The 17,601-nt window shown below is 40.0% G+C and carries 18 protein-coding genes; 6 read left to right on the forward strand and 12 right to left on the reverse strand.

Annotated features, from left to right (window positions below; genetic code table 11):
* Positions 1–99 precede the first annotated feature (99 nt).
* Positions 100–1,746, reverse strand: coding sequence for a glucose-6-phosphate isomerase (gene pgi / locus IZT61_RS10660; RefSeq protein WP_196101111.1), 1,647 nt, complete (start codon positions 1,744–1,746; stop codon positions 100–102).
* A gap of 360 nt (positions 1,747–2,106) precedes the next feature.
* On the opposite strand from pgi, the gene IZT61_RS10665 reads away from it, so the two are divergent.
* The 5 genes from IZT61_RS10665 to IZT61_RS10685 all read left to right on the forward strand — a co-directional run bounded on the left by IZT61_RS10665 (position 2,107) and on the right by IZT61_RS10685 (position 7,681).
* Positions 2,107–2,556 carry a DUF5034 domain-containing protein gene (locus IZT61_RS10665; protein ID WP_230383941.1) on the forward strand — a complete coding sequence of 150 codons (450 nt, stop codon included), beginning with the start codon at positions 2,107–2,109 and terminating at the stop codon, positions 2,554–2,556.
* A 95-nt stretch (positions 2,557–2,651) separates the two neighbouring features.
* Positions 2,652–3,956 carry an amidohydrolase gene (locus IZT61_RS10670; RefSeq protein ID WP_196101113.1) on the forward strand — a complete coding sequence of 435 codons (1,305 nt, stop codon included), beginning with the start codon at positions 2,652–2,654 and terminating at the stop codon, positions 3,954–3,956.
* 378 nt (positions 3,957–4,334) lie between these two features.
* Positions 4,335–5,409, forward strand: a protein-coding gene (gene prfB / locus IZT61_RS10675; protein ID WP_196101114.1) for a peptide chain release factor 2 whose coding sequence is annotated in 2 segments (ribosomal slippage) — positions 4,335–4,394 and positions 4,396–5,409 — 1,074 coding nt in all. Because the reading frame shifts where the segments join, the coding sequence is not laid out codon by codon here.
* A 276-nt stretch (positions 5,410–5,685) separates the two neighbouring features.
* Complete coding sequence (locus tag IZT61_RS10680; protein WP_196101115.1) at positions 5,686–6,600, forward strand: alpha/beta hydrolase; 915 nt, start codon at positions 5,686–5,688, stop codon at positions 6,598–6,600.
* A 277-nt stretch (positions 6,601–6,877) separates the two neighbouring features.
* On the forward strand, positions 6,878–7,681 hold the full coding sequence (locus tag IZT61_RS10685) for a hypothetical protein (RefSeq protein WP_196101116.1): 804 nt from the start codon (positions 6,878–6,880) through the stop codon (positions 7,679–7,681).
* 112 nt (positions 7,682–7,793) lie between these two features.
* Here IZT61_RS10685 and IZT61_RS10690 read toward each other — a convergent pair whose 3' ends face one another.
* The 3 genes from IZT61_RS10690 to IZT61_RS10700 form a co-directional block, all read right to left on the reverse strand.
* Positions 7,794–8,690 carry a DUF4349 domain-containing protein gene (locus IZT61_RS10690; protein ID WP_196101117.1) on the reverse strand — a complete coding sequence of 299 codons (897 nt, stop codon included), beginning with the start codon at positions 8,688–8,690 and terminating at the stop codon, positions 7,794–7,796.
* A 201-nt stretch (positions 8,691–8,891) separates the two neighbouring features.
* Positions 8,892–9,110 (reverse strand): hypothetical protein, encoded by a 219-nt coding sequence (locus IZT61_RS10695; RefSeq protein ID WP_196101118.1) that lies wholly within the window; start codon positions 9,108–9,110, stop codon positions 8,892–8,894.
* 57 nt (positions 9,111–9,167) lie between these two features.
* Positions 9,168–9,932: a 5'-nucleotidase, lipoprotein e(P4) family gene (locus IZT61_RS10700; protein ID WP_196101119.1), complete on the reverse strand. Its 765-nt coding sequence runs from the start codon at positions 9,930–9,932 to the stop codon at positions 9,168–9,170.
* A 169-nt stretch (positions 9,933–10,101) separates the two neighbouring features.
* On the opposite strand from IZT61_RS10700, the gene IZT61_RS10705 reads away from it, so the two are divergent.
* A complete protein-coding gene (locus IZT61_RS10705; RefSeq protein WP_196101120.1) occupies positions 10,102–10,800 on the forward strand; it encodes a hypothetical protein in 699 nt (232 codons plus the stop codon).
* 535 nt (positions 10,801–11,335) lie between these two features.
* On the opposite strand, the gene atpG is transcribed toward IZT61_RS10705, so the two are convergent.
* From atpG to IZT61_RS10745, 8 genes are all read right to left on the reverse strand, one after another.
* Positions 11,336–12,229, reverse strand: coding sequence for an ATP synthase F1 subunit gamma (gene atpG, locus IZT61_RS10710; protein ID WP_196101121.1), 894 nt, complete (start codon positions 12,227–12,229; stop codon positions 11,336–11,338).
* A 78-nt stretch (positions 12,230–12,307) separates the two neighbouring features.
* Positions 12,308–13,882, reverse strand: coding sequence for a F0F1 ATP synthase subunit alpha (atpA, locus tag IZT61_RS10715; protein WP_196101122.1), 1,575 nt, complete (start codon positions 13,880–13,882; stop codon positions 12,308–12,310).
* A gap of 208 nt (positions 13,883–14,090) precedes the next feature.
* Positions 14,091–14,630: an ATP synthase F1 subunit delta gene (gene atpH / locus IZT61_RS10720; protein ID WP_196101123.1), complete on the reverse strand. Its 540-nt coding sequence runs from the start codon at positions 14,628–14,630 to the stop codon at positions 14,091–14,093.
* Positions 14,631–14,704: 74 nt separating this feature from the next.
* The gene (gene atpF / locus IZT61_RS10725; protein WP_196101124.1) at positions 14,705–15,214 is read right to left on the reverse strand and encodes a F0F1 ATP synthase subunit B; all 510 of its coding nucleotides are present in this window, start codon (positions 15,212–15,214) and stop codon (positions 14,705–14,707) included.
* Between the two features lie 87 nt (positions 15,215–15,301).
* Entirely contained in the window at positions 15,302–15,511 is a 210-nt protein-coding gene (atpE, locus tag IZT61_RS10730; protein ID WP_196101125.1) for an ATP synthase F0 subunit C, read from the reverse strand.
* 39 nt (positions 15,512–15,550) lie between these two features.
* On the reverse strand, positions 15,551–16,684 hold the full coding sequence (atpB, locus tag IZT61_RS10735) for a F0F1 ATP synthase subunit A (protein WP_196101126.1): 1,134 nt from the start codon (positions 16,682–16,684) through the stop codon (positions 15,551–15,553).
* A gap of 14 nt (positions 16,685–16,698) precedes the next feature.
* Positions 16,699–17,088, reverse strand: a complete 390-nt coding sequence (locus IZT61_RS10740; protein WP_196101127.1) for a hypothetical protein — start codon at positions 17,086–17,088, stop codon at positions 16,699–16,701.
* A gap of 226 nt (positions 17,089–17,314) precedes the next feature.
* The gene (locus IZT61_RS10745) at positions 17,315–17,536 is read right to left on the reverse strand and encodes an AtpZ/AtpI family protein (protein ID WP_196101128.1); all 222 of its coding nucleotides are present in this window, start codon (positions 17,534–17,536) and stop codon (positions 17,315–17,317) included.
* Positions 17,537–17,601 lie beyond the last annotated feature (65 nt).

The following is a 17,601-nucleotide window of genomic DNA, read 5'->3' on the forward strand; positions in this document are numbered from 1 at the left end:
GTTAATTTGGTTGTCCACAGGCTGTGAAACAATAAGGATTTACTAAAATATAGCATTTAAACAAAAAAAACGAGTTATGACTCGTTTTTTTTGTTGACTCTATCTCCATGCCTTGTACTGATTGATGAGGCCGTTTGTTGAACTGTCGTGGCTCGATACTTTTTCATTGCCCTTGAGCTCCGGAAGAATTTTTTTAGCCAATTGCTTGCCCAATTCAACTCCCCATTGGTCGAAGCTGAAAATATTCCAGATTACACCTTGAACAAAAATCTTGTGCTCATACATGGCCACCAGGCTGCCCAAAGTATAGGGAGTTATTTTTTTAAGTAAAATAGAATTGGTTGGGCGGTTGCCTTCAAATACCTTAAACGGAGCAATCGTTTTAATTTCTTCCTCCGACTTACCATCCTTTTTCAGTTCTTCGATAACTTCTTCTTCGGTTTTACCATTCATTAACGCCTCGGTTTGGGCAAAGAAATTCGACAACAAAATGGGATGATGATCGCCAAGCGGATTTAAGCTTTGCGCCGGGGCAATAAAATCAGCCGGAATAATCCGTGTTCCCTGGTGTATTAACTGATAGAAGGCGTGCTGTCCGTTTGTACCTGGCTCACCCCAGATAATCGGCCCCGTTTCGTAGTCAACCTCATTTCCATTTCGATCCACATGCTTTCCATTGCTTTCCATGTCGCCTTGCTGAAAGTATGCCGCAAAACGATGCATGTACTGATCGTAAGGCAAAATCACTTGGGTTTCGGCATTATAAAAATTGATGTACCAAACGCCCAAAAGTCCTAAAATAACCGGAATATTGCTTTCAAATTCGGCTGTTTTAAAATGATTATCGGTGGCGTGTGCACCGGCCAATAGCTGTTTAAAATTATCGAAACCAATACTCAACGAGATCGACAAACCAATTGCACTCCACAACGAATAGCGACCGCCAACCCAATCCCAGAACTCGAACATATTTTCGGTATCGATACCAAAAGCAGAAACGTCTTTTGCATTGGTAGATAATGCTGCGAAATGTTTAGCAATATCATCTTCCTTACCCCCGTTCTCTAAAAACCACGAACGTGCCGAATGCGCATTCGTCATAGTTTCTTGCGTAGTAAACGTTTTCGAGGCCACTAAAAACAAAGTAGTTTCGGCATTTAATTCAGATAACGTCTCTGCAATATGAGTTCCATCAATGTTTGATACAAAATGGATGTTTAAGTGGTTTTTGTAATGCTTTAAGGCTTCGGTAACCATTACCGGACCTAAATCTGAACCGCCAATACCAATATTTACCACATCGGTTATTGGTTTTCCGGTATAACCTTTCCACTCGCCGCTAATGATGGCATTGCTAAACTTCTCCATCTTGGCTAACACCGCGTTTACTTCGGGCATTACATCTTTGCCATCAACCAAAATTGGCGTTTTGCTTAAATTGCGCAATGCAATGTGAAGCACGGAACGATCTTCTGTTTCATTGATTTTATCGCCGGCATACATCGCCTCGATCGCCTCATCCAACTTACACTCGCGAGCCAGCTGCATTAACAAAGCCACTGTTTCATCGCTGATCCTGTTTTTACTGTAATCGAGCAAAATATCTTCAAAAAAAACAGAAAACTTGCTGAAACGATCTGCATCTTCGGCAAAAAAATCTTTAATGCCTTTTTTATTAATATCTATAAAATGATCGGCCAGGTATTTATAAGCCTCGGTTTCGGTAAAATTTATTTTTGGTAACATAATCTTGGTTTTTTGTAAAAGTAATAAAGCAAAAATTTAAAATGGTCTTTTTTATGTTCAAAAAACGTTAACAGTTTTTAATTTCAGATGTAGCGTTACGAGGTGGTCCAATGCAATAGATAGCCAAAACCAGGCTAAGTTGTAGCAGCGCTAAGGCAACGGACTGGCACTTTTGTACTTTCAAGTAAAATTACTAACTTAGGTACAATGATAAAAAAGATCTTTTTCGTTCTCGCTTTTGCATTGGTGGCTCAGCTTATTGTAGCATGTGTAGACTGTAATTGTCCCCCGTATAGACAATTTAACTTTACCAATAAGGGAATATCTCTTAATAATTTGAATGCCTCTTTACCGCAACCTATGGTTACTACCGCCAGCACAATATCGAGCGCTAACTACGGTGTGCATATTGAGCTGATAACCGAAGTAATTTCCTGGAGAAAAAAGAGGACCAGCTGGGGTTTGATGCAATCTGCCTACGCATGCAGTTGTGCAGAGGACGATTACAAACCGAAAGAAAAGATTTTATCGTTAGAAATATTTTCGAATAATGATTATGACGTCACTCATCCAAAAAATACGGACCTGAGCTTATATTTTAATGTGAAACAAAATTCAGGCACCGTTTCAATAGCTAAATATCTCGAGTCTATAAAAGAATTCAATTACCTCGCCAGATATGCTTTTGATGAAGGTGTTTTTCTACAAGTTCCACCAAATATTAACAAGAAACACAAATTCAAGTTTAAAATGACCTTATCAGATGGCAGAATCCTGGAAGCTGAAACGACAGAGGTCGAACTTATTTAAAGTGCTCTTTTGTTATCGCCCATGGTGGTAATTTTAATAATGAAAAGCCTTTTGATTAATCTTAACTTAGCTTGCTCTACAAACCAAACCATTCAATGAAAAAAATCTGTTTAATTGCTTTCTCCCTGTTATCTATCAACTCTATTGCCCAGCAGTCTCCATTGCGATCGCAGGTTGCTAAAAAAGCCGATGCAATAGAACAAAAGGTAATTACGTGGAGGCGCGATTTTCACCAGCATCCCGAATTGGGCAATCAGGAAGTCAGAACTTCGGGTATTATTGCGCAACATTTAAAATCACTCGGCATCGAGGTAACTACGGGCGTAGCCAAAACCGGCGTAGTAGGCATATTAAAGGGCGGAAAACCCGGCCCGGTTGTGGCGTTAAGAGCCGATATGGATGGCCTGCCCGTTACCGAAAGGGTTGATGTTCCATTTGCATCGAAGGTAAAAACGCAATATAACGGACAAGAGGTCGGCGTAATGCATGCCTGCGGACATGATAGCCATATGGCCATTTTAATGGGCGTTGCTGAGGTGCTGGCTTCAATGAAAAAGGACATTCCGGGCACTGTAAAATTTATATTCCAGCCGGCGGAAGAAAGTGTACCTCCAGGCGAAGAAGGCGGAGCAGAACTGATGGTTAAAGAGGGTGTTCTCGAAAACCCCAAGGTAGAAGCCATTTTCGGGCTACACATCAACTCTCAAACTGAAGTGGGCAATGTAACCTATCGCCCCGGTGGTACAATGGCAGCGGTTAACGATATGAAAATTACAGTTACTGGCCGACAAGCGCACGGGGCTTACCCCTGGAGCAGTGTCGACCCGATTGTTGTTTCAGCACAAATTGTAAACAGCCTCCAAACAATTGTTAGCAGAAACCTCAACGTTACCGAAAATCCGGGGGTGGTAACCATTGGCGCTATAAATGGTGGCGTACGATCGAACATCATTCCCGAGAAAGTAGAAATGTTGGGCACAGTGCGCAATCTCAGTAAGGAAGATGAATTGATGTTTATCGACAGGATTAAAACTATTGTAACGAAAACTGCTGAGGCTGGGGGCGCAACAGCCGAAATCAAAATCCCTTATACGCACCGCTATCCGGTAACTTTTAACAATCTTGCGTTAACAGAGAAAATGTTGCCCAGCATGCAAGCCACGGCAGGCACTGACCATGTGCTGTTAAAACCACCTGTAACCGGAGCCGAAGATTTCTCCTTTTACCAAGAAAAAGTTCCGGGTTTATTTGTGTTTTTAGGTGGAATGCCTAAAGGTAAAGACCCTGTGAAAGCGCCATCGCACCATACACCAGATTTCTATCTGGACGAAAGCGGCTTTGTACTTGGTGTTAAATTGTTAGCTAATCTGACGCTTGATTACATGGCCATAAAAAAGTAGTGACTCATTGTACGGCCTTCTATTTTACAAAGCAGCTATTTAATTCAACTCAACTCGTCGTAGCGTCTCCAATGCTATTAAGTTAAGCCCATCAGCTGTCAGTCTGAGCGGAGTCGAAGACCTTTTCTATAGGATTAAACAAAAAATATCTGTCCTTCGACTCCGCTCAGGATGACAATATTTTTTATTTAATCCTTAACTTAATAGCATTGGTAGCGTTTCGCTACGACATGTATAGGATAGATTTCAACTTACTTATCGGCTCAAGGGGGCATTTATTTGTGTTCAAAGAGAATTCTGTATAGGCCCAAGCGAGATGCTTGCGCCAGATGAGCGTCAACAATAAAACAATTCAACAATCTTTATTACATTTGCCACATGACTAAAGAACAGATTCAGGATTTAAGAGACAGAGTAACGTCTCTGAGGAGGCATCTTTGACGTCGATGAGCTACTTTACGCCATCCGCGAAGAGGAAAAATTAACCATGGCGCCCGATTTCTGGGACGATCCAAAAAAAGCAGAAAAGATACTTGCCGAAATCAGTGCTAAAAAAAAATGGACTGATGGCTTTGCCGAAACCAATAGTGCCGTTGAAGATGCGGCGGTAATGTTCGAGTTTTTTCAATCGGGCGATGCGTCAGAAAGTGAGCTGCGAGAACAGTTCGATCTCGGCAAAGAGGCCGTTGAAGCATTGGAGCTCAGAAACATGCTGCGTACAAAGGAAGATCAACTTTCTGCTGTGGTACAGATTACCGCCGGCGCAGGTGGAACGGAAAGCTGCGACTGGGCGTATATGCTCATGCGTATGTATTTGATGTGGGGCGAAAAAAATGGGTACCGAATTACTGAACAAGATAGCCAGGAGGGCGATATTGCCGGTATAAAATCGGTTACACTTCAATTTGACGGCGATTTTGCTTACGGTTACCTTAAAGGCGAAAATGGTGTGCACCGATTGGTACGCATTTCGCCATTCGATTCTAATGCCCGCAGGCATACTTCGTTTGCTTCCGTATATGTTTATCCGCTGGTTGATGATACCATCGAAATCGATATTAACCCTGCCGATATTGAGTTCGAAACTTTTAGGGCTGGCGGCGCTGGTGGGCAAAACGTAAACAAGGTAGAAACAGCAGTTCGCCTTTACCACAAACCATCGGGAATTATCATAAAAAACCAGGAATCGAGATCGCAGCTTCAAAACAAGGAAAATGCCATTCGGTTGTTGAAGTCGCAGTTGTACGAAATTGAGGAGCGCAAACGCAACGAAGCCATTGCTGCCGTTGAAGGTTCGAAGAAAAAGATAGAATGGGGATCGCAAATCAGGAGTTACGTGCTCGATGACCGACGTGTAAAAGATCATCGTACAAACTATCAAACATCCAACCCCGATGCGGTTTTGAATGGCGATATTGATGAATTTTTAAAGGCCTATTTGATGGAGTTTTAAGTATTCATTGTATTATCCTTATATTTGATTGTATAGCATTGAATTTAGTTTTTTTGAAAATGAAAGGTCCTTTGTCAATGGAGGCTTTCAGCCCTGCTGCTAGCCTGTAGTCCCAATAACATAACAATCCGATCGCTATCGGATTGTTATCGGGAGCTACTTGGCAACATCAGGTTTAGTTACAGCAACTTGATATCAAAATTGTCTCTCTAACAGCTATGTCTCATCAAAAGACAAGCAAATTGAAATACCATGCATCTCTATTATAGATTTCAAATGATAAAACCAGCAGCATTCCTTATCCTATTTCTTATGGGTTTAAACATTTCTAAAGCACAAGAAGTTATCCCACTTTACCAGGGCGAAATTCCGGGAGCAAAGCCAACTCCGTCAAACTACGTCGAAAACATAGAAACGCGGGCAAACGGAACATTAAGCATCACTAAGGTTTCAATACCTACACTAACTGTTTTTGAAGCACCAAAAGATATCGCTAACGGATCGGCGATAATCATTTGTCCAGGTGGTGGCTATGGTGCATTGGCTTTCAGCCACGAAGGTATCGATGTTGCCAAAAGATTTAACGCCATTGGCATCAGCGCTTTTGTGTTAAAATATCGCTTGCCAAGCAACGAAATCATGAACGACAAGACTTATGCGCTTTTGCAAGATGTACAGCAAGCCATTTATCTTGTTCGAAAAAATGCAAAAAAATACAAGGTAAAGTCAAATAAGGTAGGCATTATGGGCTTTTCTGCAGGTGGGCATTTAGCCTCAACATTGATTGCGCACTACGATGACGTTCGGATTGCCAACCCCGAAAAAATTAAGCTGCGCCCTGATTTTGCAGCGCTGATTTATCCGGTAATTAGCTTCGAAGAATCGGTGCATACCGGAACAATGAAAAATTTACTAGGCCCAACCCCGCCCGACAGCTTAAAACACTATTTTTCGGCAAATAAAAACGTAAACAAAAAATCACCTCCAACTTTTTTCGTGCATGCAAAAGATGATGCAACGGTACCGGTTGCAAACAGTATCGTAATGCACGACGCCTTAAAACAAAACCATATAGACACCGACATCTACTTATACGAAAAAGGTGGCCATGGCTTTGGCTTGCACAATAAAACATCTGATGTAGACTGGTTCAATCTCTTATCAGCGTGGTTAAAGACACAACGGTTTTAGCCTTGGTTAACTATCGGCAGCCCTGAAGTTTCGATTTGATGCCCGATAAATTACCTTTCTTTAATAATTGTGTAATTTTCGCTTTCAAACTTAAACTTTGATGTTTGATAAAGAATGGCTATTTTGCGAATAATCATTATTTGCTAACGAGATCAAAAACAGGATATTAACTCACTAACTTTGGAATAAAATAATTTATTCTCCTCCTTATTTGCTTTTTCTCTCTATCGAATTTCTGTTTTGGTTGGCACGTTTATCTTTTTGAATACAACCGAATATGAGCAAATTTTTAAATATTTTACTGGCCTTCTTTATAGCGGCAATAAGTTTTACCTGCAAGAAAGACAAGCCAGCTCCACCTGTTATTAACGGCGATTGCAAAATCAGTAGCATTCAACACTATGATGATAATAACCTGGACTTTACTGAAGTTTTTACTTATGATGGGAACAAAAGGCTTATTAAAGCATCGAAAGAGTCGGCAGATTTTAACATAGCTTATACAAGCGATAAAATAATTTTGACTCACAGTGATGGAGCCAAAACCGAACTTACCTTGGATAATGACAAAGTAACCAGGGCTGATGATTCGGGGGGGCAGTATGAAACTTATCGATACAATGCGGAAGGATACTTAACCCAAATTAAGCACTTTTACAATGCTACCGTGTATGATGTTACTGACATTACCTATAATGGGGACAATCTTTCAACAGCGGTAAAGGTTGCTTTCGATCAGAGTAGAACAGTCATTACTTATGAATACTCTACTGAATTGGCATCGTCTACGCTTTTTATCGCAGAGCCTCTTTATGCCGATTTGATTGGCCATTTTTTACCGGGAATCCCTTTTGGGAAGCAATCTAAAAATCTGAAGGTAAAGAGCAGAGAGACCTATATCGAAAATGATCCGATCAACACTTCTGAATCTGAAATCATTGCCACTTTCACTTACGAAAAGGGCGCAACGGGCCATTACTCAGCAGTACATGGCAAGTTTAAAGAAATATACTCGATAGCTGGTCGAAAGCTTTCAGACTCATGGACAGAAAGAAAAGACATAACCTACGCCTGTGATTAATTAAAACCGCTCTCTGCTGAAGTTTAACAAAAAAAGAGAAATGCGTAATACATGGCGACGGATAAGAGCTAAGGTACAATTTGCCTGCTTATTCGTGTTTTAACATATATAACTAAGGTTTTTCGCTTTCATATAACCTCCTTGTAGCCAAATCTTTTGCTTTATTATTCTTTTTGATGCCATACCTAATTGCAAAATAAAGACCAAAAGCTACCAAAATCAGCATCCATAAATTAGCAAGCGCCAATATAATTTCCTTAAAAATTGTCCATCCGTTTACAATGCCCAGCCATAAGCGTTTACCAAAAGCTGGCCTATAATCGTAAATATGATCGTTGGCCACAACCATAGTTTTTATGGTATTATCCTGATAAAAACTAAGCGTAATGGTGCTAAATTTCACGCGACTGTCGATCAATAAATTCTCGATCTTTTTATCAACGTAGTCATCCTTAATCAGCAGTGCAGTTTCTACATTCGGGCTTTTCTTGGTGGCCAATTTGTTGATGCGTGCCACTGCTTCTACCCTATTTTCGGCCTTCATTTTGTTAGACAAGAAAGCAATGCTCTGATCATCCATTTTCATCGCCTGGTGATCAACAAAAACGGCCATTTTGGCGATGGTATTTGTAAACTCGTCTAGCTTTTCGGATGGAATTTTAGCCACAAGATATCCGTTCGTACGGTAAGAAGTGATTTCCTTTAACGAATCGACCGATTGCTTTACCTTATCGGTTGCTAAAATGGTGCTTTGGATAGAAAATTCGGCTACAGTACCGCCCTGATTGTTGATGGTTTTGCTCAGCTGCTCTTTGGTATTTTGAACGTTTTTAACGCGGAACTGCATGTCTGCAGTCTTAATAATTTTTCCAGCGCTTGCGGCATCTGCGGCGGCGACTGTGTCGCTACTTAACTGATCAGTGTCGGCTATCGATCCGTATCTTTTTTCAGCATTGTCGCAGCCTAAAATAGTCGCAATTATGACTATAGCAATAATATTCCTTTTCATGATTCAGTGGTTCTAAATGTATTATCATTTTAAAATATTATTCTAATGGCCATCAGAAATTGAGCGGTGTTGGTTAGCTTATTTCCGCTCTGTTTCCCTTTATACGAAAAATGTATTTAGGTAACCCTTGCTCGCCGTAAAACAAAAAAGCCAATTATGTTTTGCTACATAATTGGCTTTTATATTTAGAGAGAAATATGCTTATGCGTCTAAAATCTTAAACACTCCTTTAATAGAGATGATTGCACCTACGAAGAGAATAATCCACGAGATTAACGACATTTGCCAAGAATCGTGGGCAAAGCGCAAGTAAGTACCAACCATGCAAACCAGTACACCAAAAATAATCAATCTGTAAATTCCTGGCTGGTTAGCCGTTTGCATACTTTCTGTATTGTGCTTTAATTCTTTGTTCTCCATAATTTTTGTCTTTATGATGCAGCAAAAGTAATACTTATTAGCGAATATTTATAATAGTTAATAACTTTTTAATCGTTCTGAACGCTGTGTTGCCTTTTGTTTATCGTTTAACTTTTCTCCTTGATACAAAGGCTTTTCCCAATCGCCATACATCGGGTTGGGCAGTACAATAAATTTGGTACCAAAAAGCGCCTGACTGTTCGCAACCTGCTTATTGGTATCTTTTCCCTCGCGATAAAAAACGTTAGCGAAATCGCTCAGATTGTCTCCGCAGAGCATCAAAATATCATGAGTTTGTGCTATTTTCTGACGGCGTGACTCTTTGTCTGAAGTTCCTTTAGAAACCAATAAGTGGGCCTCATCGGCGAAAGGGAAACCAAACGCCTTCAGATTTTTTAAGGTTGCCGAATAATCCTTCTCATCACGATTACTGAGATAAAAGGTTTCAATATTTTTTGTAGCTGCAAACTTTAAAAAAGACAAAGCACCCGGTACGGTATCTGCCTTGGCGAGGCTTGTCCATTCCGTCCAGTCCTTCGCATCAAAGCTTAATCCCTTTTTAATTTCATGGCCTTGAAACGGAGAGTTGTCTAAAACAGTTTCGTCAATATCAACGATTATACAGTTGGGCTTACGGCTGGTATCGGCCCATAACGCTTCTTTTAGTGATAAACGGGCAAAGTTGTATGCCTGAAAGCACAATGCCCGGTACTCGCCCGAAGTCTGCTGCCAAAGCACCGCATTGGTATAGTCGCGGGCAGGAGATTGTGCCTTTATTAAAAACGGGGTGAAGATTAGGGCGAAAAACAGGTATTTTCTCATGAAGTTGAATTAAATGGTAAAGATAGAAACTCGGGCCGAGGATAGTATTAATTATATGATTAAAGTGGGCGGCAATACTTAATTGGTAGGCGATTCAAATCCGCCTGCTACTATTTATTTAGTTAATTATTTTATTTATATTTAAAAACACACAAAAAATAAACTAATTATGAAACCTAGAAACTTAATCGGCCTACTCATGGTCGTGTGCTTAGCGGCATGCAAGAAAGGGGGTACAAAACCTGAACCTGTAAATCCTTTAGAATTACTCAGCGATTCGGCATCTTTCCTTATTAATGGACGAACATATAATGCTCTTGCTATTGAAAAAAGAGGCACATTAACCACTCAATCAAATCTTAAAATCACATCTGGAATAAACTATAATTATGAGTTAGTGGGCGACAAGGACTCAATTCTCTTTGTTAGGGAGTATGATATTAGAGCGAGCTATACTAAAATAGCTGTTTCATTTATTAAGATTTACCATAATGATGAAACGGTATACGGAGAAGAAAATAATGGGGGATATTTATATTACCCAAAAAATAAGACAGAAATATTTGCGCCGGGCCTTTATAAATATTCGACAGATTTCTTCAGGAAAAATTCCACATCTGGGATTGCATTTACACTTATCAATCAGCAGGGTGTGTTTAAATCTTATGGGCAATCGGATTTAGGGAAGCCGGCCTCGGTTACTCAGGAAGACCAAAGGGAGTCGAAGTTTGAAATAATCAGCCTTAGAAAACGTAAAGCCGATTATCTATTAGAGGCAAGGTTTAATTTAACTGTCTTCGACGAAAATAAAAAACCGTTGAAAATAGACAACGGTTACATGAGAATGGGTGTACTGCCAAATCAGTAGCGGTTGTAAGTGAATAGAGAAAGCGGTCAAGATTTCTTTTGTTACTAAGCATAGCGGAATGCTCAGAAGGGCCATTGTGTAGCCTAACCATTCCGTCACGCTGAGCTTTGATTTATTGCATAAAATCAGTATGATTGACGTTTTAAAGGGGCCGTCATTGCGCCAAAAGGGCTACGTTATAGCGACGGCCGAGGCAATCTGCTCTGATCAAACAATATTTCGCAAAGACGGAAATAAAAACGTCACCCTAGCTTGATTCAGCATCTTTCACGCTTGACGTTTATGCCAGGAGGATCCTGATCCCGTACGTACGGGACAGGATGACGACGGTTGATACAGAATATCAAATAGAAAAACAAAAAGAAGCACCTTAATATCGGGCTCAGTTGATACACTGCCCGCTCGCTTTTATCTGGCCTTGCACCCGATAGCTTTTGGATAGCGAAAAAAAGAAAACAAAAAACCCATTTCTGTAAAGAAATGGGCTTTGTATGTATTTAAAATGCAAACTCAAGCTGAGTACTGCAAACTAACTTTATCCGTTCAATGCTGCTGCACCACTTACAATTTCCGTTAATTCGGTTGTAATGGCTGCCTGACGGGCCTGGTTGTACGAAAGTTTTAAGGCTTTTAATAACTCACCAGCGTTTTCAGTTGCTTTATCCATCGATGTCATTCGGGCGCCGTGCTCAGATGCGTGAGAATCTAATACTGCTTTATATAATTGAATTTTGATCGATTTCGGAATTAACTGTTCAACAATCTCCTCTTGCGATGGCTCAAGAATATAATCTACATTGGCCGACTTTTTATCAGTCTTCACATCTGCGTTCTCTTCTGCTTTAGGCAACGGAAGCAATTGCTCTGTGGTAATAAATTGTACTGCTGCGTTTCTAAAACGGTTGTAAACTACCTCTACCCGATCAAACTCACCTTTAGCAAAGCCAGCCATTATGGCGTCGGTAATTTTGGTTACGTTTTCGAAAGTCAAAGCAGAAAAGATTTCATTATTGTTACCAATAACATTGTATTTACGCTTTTCGTAAAAATCCTGCGTTTTTTTACCAATCGAAATGATACTTACATTACCATTTTTTAATTGTTCGCTATATTTTTCGGCAATTAAATTGTTGGCCGCTTTAATTACGTTCATGTTAAAAGCACCAGCTAACCCACGGTTTGAAGATACTGTAACAATTAAAACCTTATTGGGCTCACGCTCTTGAATAAAAGGCGATGAAGAACCCTCTAAACTTGCCGAAAGATTCGCTAAAATCTCCTTTAACTTAGTTGCATAAGGGCGCAAAGCGATAATTGCATTGGTGGCACGTTTCAACTTTGCAGCCGAAACCATTTTCATAGCTTTGGTAATCTGTTGTGTTGATTGTACCGATGCAATCCGGTTTCTTACTTCTTTTAAATTAGCCATTTTTTATTATAGTCTTCAGTCATAAGTCCTAAGTCCAAAGTCGACTCGCGACTCCAGACTTAAGACTTTGGACTAAAATTAGTATTTACTTGAAATCTCTTTTGCTACGGTATCTAACACACCTGTAATGGTATCATCAAATTTACCAGCCTTTAAAGCGGCTAATGTTTCTGGATGACGCATTTCCAATTGAGTCAAGAATTCTGTTTCGAACGCTTTAACTTTGTCAACCGGTACATTACGCATTAAGTTTTTCGTACCTGCATAAACAATGGCAACTTGTTTCTCAACGGTAAATGGCGAGAATTGCGCTTGTTTTAACATTTCAACGTTACGTGCACCTTTATCTAACACCGATTTTGTTGCAGCATCTAAGTCAGAACCAAACTTAGAGAAAGCCTCTAACTCGCGGTATTGAGCCTGATCTAACTTCAAAGTACCAGCTACCTTTTTCATCGACTTAATTTGAGCGTTACCACCCACACGCGACACCGAGATACCTACGTTAATAGCGGGACGGATACCTGAGTTGAACAAGTTCGACTCTAAGAAAATCTGTCCGTCGGTAATCGAAATTACGTTAGTTGGAATATACGCAGAAACGTCTCCAGCCTGTGTTTCGATAATTGGCAAAGCTGTTAATGAACCTCCACCTTTTACGATATGTTTGATCGACTCTGGCAAATCGTTCATCGCCTGAGCAATTTCATCGTTAGAGTTGATTTTTGCAGCTCTTTCTAACAAACGACTGTGTAAGTAGAAAACGTCACCCGGATAGGCTTCACGGCCCGGTGGACGACGAAGTAACAAAGATACCTCACGGTAAGCCACGGCTTGTTTCGATAAATCATCGTAAACAATTAATGCTGGTCTACCTGTATCTCGGAAAAATTCGCCAATTGCGGCACCTGCAAACGGAGCATAAAACTGCATTGGAGCAGGATCTGCGGCCGAAGCGGCAACAACAACAGTATATGGCAAAGCGCCGTTTTCTTCTAGTGTACGTACAATGTTGGCAACGGTAGAGTTTTTCTGACCGATAGCTACATAAATACAATATACTGGTTGGCCTGCCTCGTAAAATTCTTTTTGATTGATAATGGTATCGATACAAACGGCAGTTTTACCGATCTGACGATCGCCAATAACCAACTCACGCTGACCACGACCAATCGGAATCATTGCATCGATCGCTTTAATACCTGTTTGTAAAGGCTCATTTACTGGCTGACGATAAACCACGCCCGGAGCTTTACGCTCTAAAGGCATTTCGTAAGTCTCACCCAATATCGGACCTTTACCATCTAATGGCTCACCTAAAGTGTTTACCACACGACCAAGCATGCCTTCGCCCACTTTGATAGAGGCAATTTTTTTGGTACGTTTAATGGTATCGCCTTCTTTAATATCTTCTGAAGCACCTAAAAGTACCACACCAACATTATCTTCTTCAAGGTTTAATACAATGCCTTGCAGGCCGTTTGCAAATTCAACCAACTCACCCGATTGGACTTTAGTTAAACCGTAAACACGGGCAATACCGTCGCCCACTTGCAACACGGTACCAACTTCTTCCAGTTCGGTTTCTGATTTGAAGCCCGCCAATTGCTGTCTGATAATTGCCGATACTTCGTCTGGTCTTACCTCTACCATAATTTTAGTTATATCTTTTTGTAAATGTTCTTGCTTTGCGCATGGCGCCTGGCGTCCTCTGCCATGCGCTTTACGCTATCTTCTTGTTTAGCGGTTGGGTGTCTGGCGTGTTTATCCGCCTCCACTTCTCACGCAAATTGTTTATCTTCAGCGTAGGGCGATTGGCGCTTTGATACGCTTAAAACACGCTACGCTTATCGCTATGCGCTTAATGCGTAAATTCCTTTTTCAGTTTATTTAAACCACTGGCGATACTTGCATCAAATTGCTTGTCGCCTACTTTTAATATAAAACCACCAATTAGTTTTTCGTTCACTTTTTCTTTAACGATAACCTCGTTGGCACCCAATTCTCTTTTTACAATCGAAACAACTTCTGCCTTGGCAGCAGGGCTCAACGCCACAGCCGAAGTAACATCGGCGGTTACAATGCCTTTAAGTTGATTGTATTGTTGAATAAACTGCTGAGCAGTGGCAAATAATACCGCCGACCGACCTTTGTTTACAACGATTTTAAAAAAAGTAAGGGTTAAGTTACCTACTTTATTCGCGAAAATACCGTTTAAGATCCCGGTTTTCTTATCTAAAGGAACAATAGGATTCTTCAATATCGCTTCTAACTCAGGCGTTTTGTCAACCACCTGCTCAAATAAAACCATATCGTTATACGATTCAGCCAAGGCGTTGTTTTCAACAGCTAAGTCGATTAATGATTTGGCGTATCTGCCGGCAACTTTAATTTCTGACATATATATAATTTAGTTGGGAGTTGGAAGTTGGGAGTTGGGAATCCCACTCAAAACTCTAAACTCAATACTCTTAACTAGTTCAACTCAACGTCTTTTAACAAGTTGGCTACTAACGCCTCTTGTTTGGTTTTATCATCCAACTGCGCACGTAAAACACGTTCTGCAATTTCTAACGATAAAGTAGAAACCTGATCTTTTACTTCAGCAAGAGCAGCTTTCTTTTGGTTTTCAATTTCGATTTTAGCTTTCTCTATCAACTTCGAACCTTCTACCTGAGCCTGTTTTTTGGCCTCGTTTAAAATGCCATCTTTTAAGGTTTTAGCTTCCCTTAAGATTTCATCACGCTCGGCACGGGCCTGCTGCATTAATTCCTGGTTTTGAGTAGTTAACTCAGCCATACGAATTTTAGCCAACTCCGCTTTGTTTAATGCCTCGTCAATGCTTTGCTCACGCTCGTGGATGGCACCCAAAATAGGTTTCCATGCAAACTTTTTAAGTAAAACAAACAACAACACAAAAGCTACCGAAGCCCAGATCACAAATCCAAGGTGATAGTTTAATAATCCTTCAAATAATTGGTCCATTAGTATATCTTATCTAAAATATTTTTCAATCTAAAAAATCAGAAAACAACCAATCGTTGTTTTCTGATTTTAACTTTAAGGTTCGGATTAACCGTTACCTAACAACGCTACTACCACACCGAACAAAGCAACACCTTCTACAAGGGCTGCAGCGATGATCATAGCTGTTTGAATTTTTGCTGCAGCTTCTGGTTGACGAGCAATACCTTCCATTGCTTTACCACCTACTTGACCGATACCGATACCGGCACCAATTACTGCTAAACCGGCACCTATTGCCGCGATTGAACCTGTCATAACTAATTTATTTTATGATTTGTAAAAAATAGTTTCTAATTAATGATGCTCCTCAACTGCTGTTCCGATGAACAATGCAGCAAGCATCGTGAAAATAAACGCCTGCAAAAAGGCAACTAACAACTCTAAAACATCCATAAAAATTACAAAGGCTACAGAAACTGGTGCAATTGCAATCGATTTAAAAATGAAAATTAGAGCAAGTAAACTTAATACGATGATGTGTCCTGCCGAAATGTTTGCATACAAACGAATCATTAAAGCGAATGGCTTAGAAATAACACCAATAATCTCCACAGGGATCATAATTGGATATAACCACCAAGGCACATCAGGCAATAAAATGTGTTTCCAGTAGTATTTGTTACCATTAAAATTGGTTACCAATAACACGATGAATGCCAATACAAAGGTAAAGAAAATGCTTCCGGTAACGTTGGCACCACCTGGGAAGATCGGAATCAATCCCATTAAGTTGTTGATCCAAATAAAGAAAAAGATGGTTAACAACAAGGGCATAAATTTCGAGTGTTTATGGCCGATGTTTGGTTTTGCAATATCATCTCTAACGAAAACAATAATGGGCTCAACAAAAGATTGCAAACCTTTGGGCGATTTACCTTCGCGTTTTTTGTAAGCCGAGGCTACACTCGTAAAAATTAAGAGAATTACCAATACTGCGATCCATAATGCCGCTACATTTTTGGTAATAGATAAATCGTAAACTGTTTTTGATGCAGCTACATCAACCGCTCCATCTGAGCCAACAGCCATAACTTTATCATCTACCAGGCGGTAAGTATTGTACTTACCTGTGTAATCTTCTTCGCCATGATGAAAATGGGCTGAAGAGAAAACTTCCAAACCACCGTTAGTATATAAAATAACTGGAAGCGGTAATGAAGTATGCCCCCAAAGGTGCCACATGTGTGAATCGGCAATGTGCTCCATAATCACCTTGGTTGGCTCAAATTTTTCTTCGCCATGATTGGCTACGGTTGCATGTTCGCCAGAAACGGCTTCAGCAGTTTTTGCCACAGCACTATCTACAGGAACAACAGCACTATCCACTTGGGCGAAAGTATCATTTTTGATAGATAAAAACGCGATTAAAAGCGTAAAAACTACAGTTACCTTCTTAAATTTTGATACTAAAACTTGGTTACAATCCATTTATTGGCAGATTTTTACTTTAAATTTTGGTGGCGCAAGTTACGTAACAAACAGTAAATTTCAAAGGCTGTAAACAATAAATATAAAGAAAAAAAATTAAGCACAAATAAGAACCCAATTCCCTTTGCTTTAATACTGTAAATCAGCACAAAAGCCATACAAAAAATCATTTTTACTGTTATCGATCCCATTATGGCCATTATACCCACTTTCGGATCGCGTTTTATACCTATATCAACCAGCATATATGCGATGTAGGTTATCCCCGCCAGAAAGCCAAAGATCAACCAAAAATTTTTTACGAATAAGGTTTCAGCAGGAAATAATGCAGGTAAAGCTGCAATTAAAGCAATAAGCAGCCCAACGAAGATGAAGTAAATGCTTGTAAATTTGGCCAGAGTCAATTGAATATATCCTTTACTGATGAAAACTTTGGCAAAGGTAGAAAAACATTATGGGATTGTTTAATTGCTGACTTGTTTAATTGTTTGGATTGGTTAATTGTTCGATTGTTTAACTGCTAACTGTTAATTGCGAATTGCTAATTGTTAACTGCTAACTGTTAATTGCTTATCGTTACAGACTGAAGACTACAGACTTCCGACTAAAGACTACGGACTAAAGGCACAACTACCTCGTTGCCTGCCGTATGGCCTGATAAAGCGCTGCTGCAACACCAATCAAAGCGAATATAGCGGTGATGATATTGGTTTTACTATTTCGATGTTGATCAATCTTATAACCGATAAAAGTGAGCAAGCCAATGGTCGCAATCATTTGAAAGCCTATAGCTGAATACTTTACTGCGGCATTAACCTTTTTCTTTGTATCTTCTACTTTTGGATTTTCCATTTAAAAATGCAATAATTAAGTTAACTTTGAATGATCATAATTTGTTGGCAAATAAAATATTTTTG

Origin of the sequence: Pedobacter endophyticus, from assembly GCF_015679185.1 — a bacterium.
Taxonomy (GTDB): domain Bacteria; phylum Bacteroidota; class Bacteroidia; order Sphingobacteriales; family Sphingobacteriaceae; genus Pedobacter; species Pedobacter endophyticus.

Coding starts and splice junctions, on each gene's coding strand:
- atpA (WP_196101122.1), bottom strand. CDS start 13,882: ATGGTAGAGGTAAGACCAGACGAAGTATCGGCAATTATCAGACAGCAA.
- IZT61_RS10705 (WP_196101120.1), top strand. CDS start 10,102: ATGAAACCTAGAAACTTAATCGGCCTACTCATGGTCGTGTGCTTAGCG.
- atpH (WP_196101123.1), bottom strand. CDS start 14,630: ATGTCAGAAATTAAAGTTGCCGGCAGATACGCCAAATCATTAATCGAC.
- atpF (WP_196101124.1), bottom strand. CDS start 15,214: ATGGACCAATTATTTGAAGGATTATTAAACTATCACCTTGGATTTGTG.
- IZT61_RS10700 (WP_196101119.1), bottom strand. CDS start 9,932: ATGAGAAAATACCTGTTTTTCGCCCTAATCTTCACCCCGTTTTTAATA.
- atpG (WP_196101121.1), bottom strand. CDS start 12,229: ATGGCTAATTTAAAAGAAGTAAGAAACCGGATTGCATCGGTACAATCA.
- IZT61_RS10665 (WP_230383941.1), top strand. CDS start 2,107: ATGGTTACTACCGCCAGCACAATATCGAGCGCTAACTACGGTGTGCAT.
- IZT61_RS10670 (WP_196101113.1), top strand. CDS start 2,652: ATGAAAAAAATCTGTTTAATTGCTTTCTCCCTGTTATCTATCAACTCT.
- atpE (WP_196101125.1), bottom strand. CDS start 15,511: ATGACAGGTTCAATCGCGGCAATAGGTGCCGGTTTAGCAGTAATTGGT.
- pgi (WP_196101111.1), bottom strand. CDS start 1,746: ATGTTACCAAAAATAAATTTTACCGAAACCGAGGCTTATAAATACCTG.
- IZT61_RS10680 (WP_196101115.1), top strand. CDS start 5,686: ATGATAAAACCAGCAGCATTCCTTATCCTATTTCTTATGGGTTTAAAC.
- IZT61_RS10690 (WP_196101117.1), bottom strand. CDS start 8,690: ATGAAAAGGAATATTATTGCTATAGTCATAATTGCGACTATTTTAGGC.
- atpB (WP_196101126.1), bottom strand. CDS start 16,684: ATGGATTGTAACCAAGTTTTAGTATCAAAATTTAAGAAGGTAACTGTA.
- IZT61_RS10695 (WP_196101118.1), bottom strand. CDS start 9,110: ATGGAGAACAAAGAATTAAAGCACAATACAGAAAGTATGCAAACGGCT.
- IZT61_RS10685 (WP_196101116.1), top strand. CDS start 6,878: ATGAGCAAATTTTTAAATATTTTACTGGCCTTCTTTATAGCGGCAATA.
- IZT61_RS10745 (WP_196101128.1), bottom strand. CDS start 17,536: ATGGAAAATCCAAAAGTAGAAGATACAAAGAAAAAGGTTAATGCCGCA.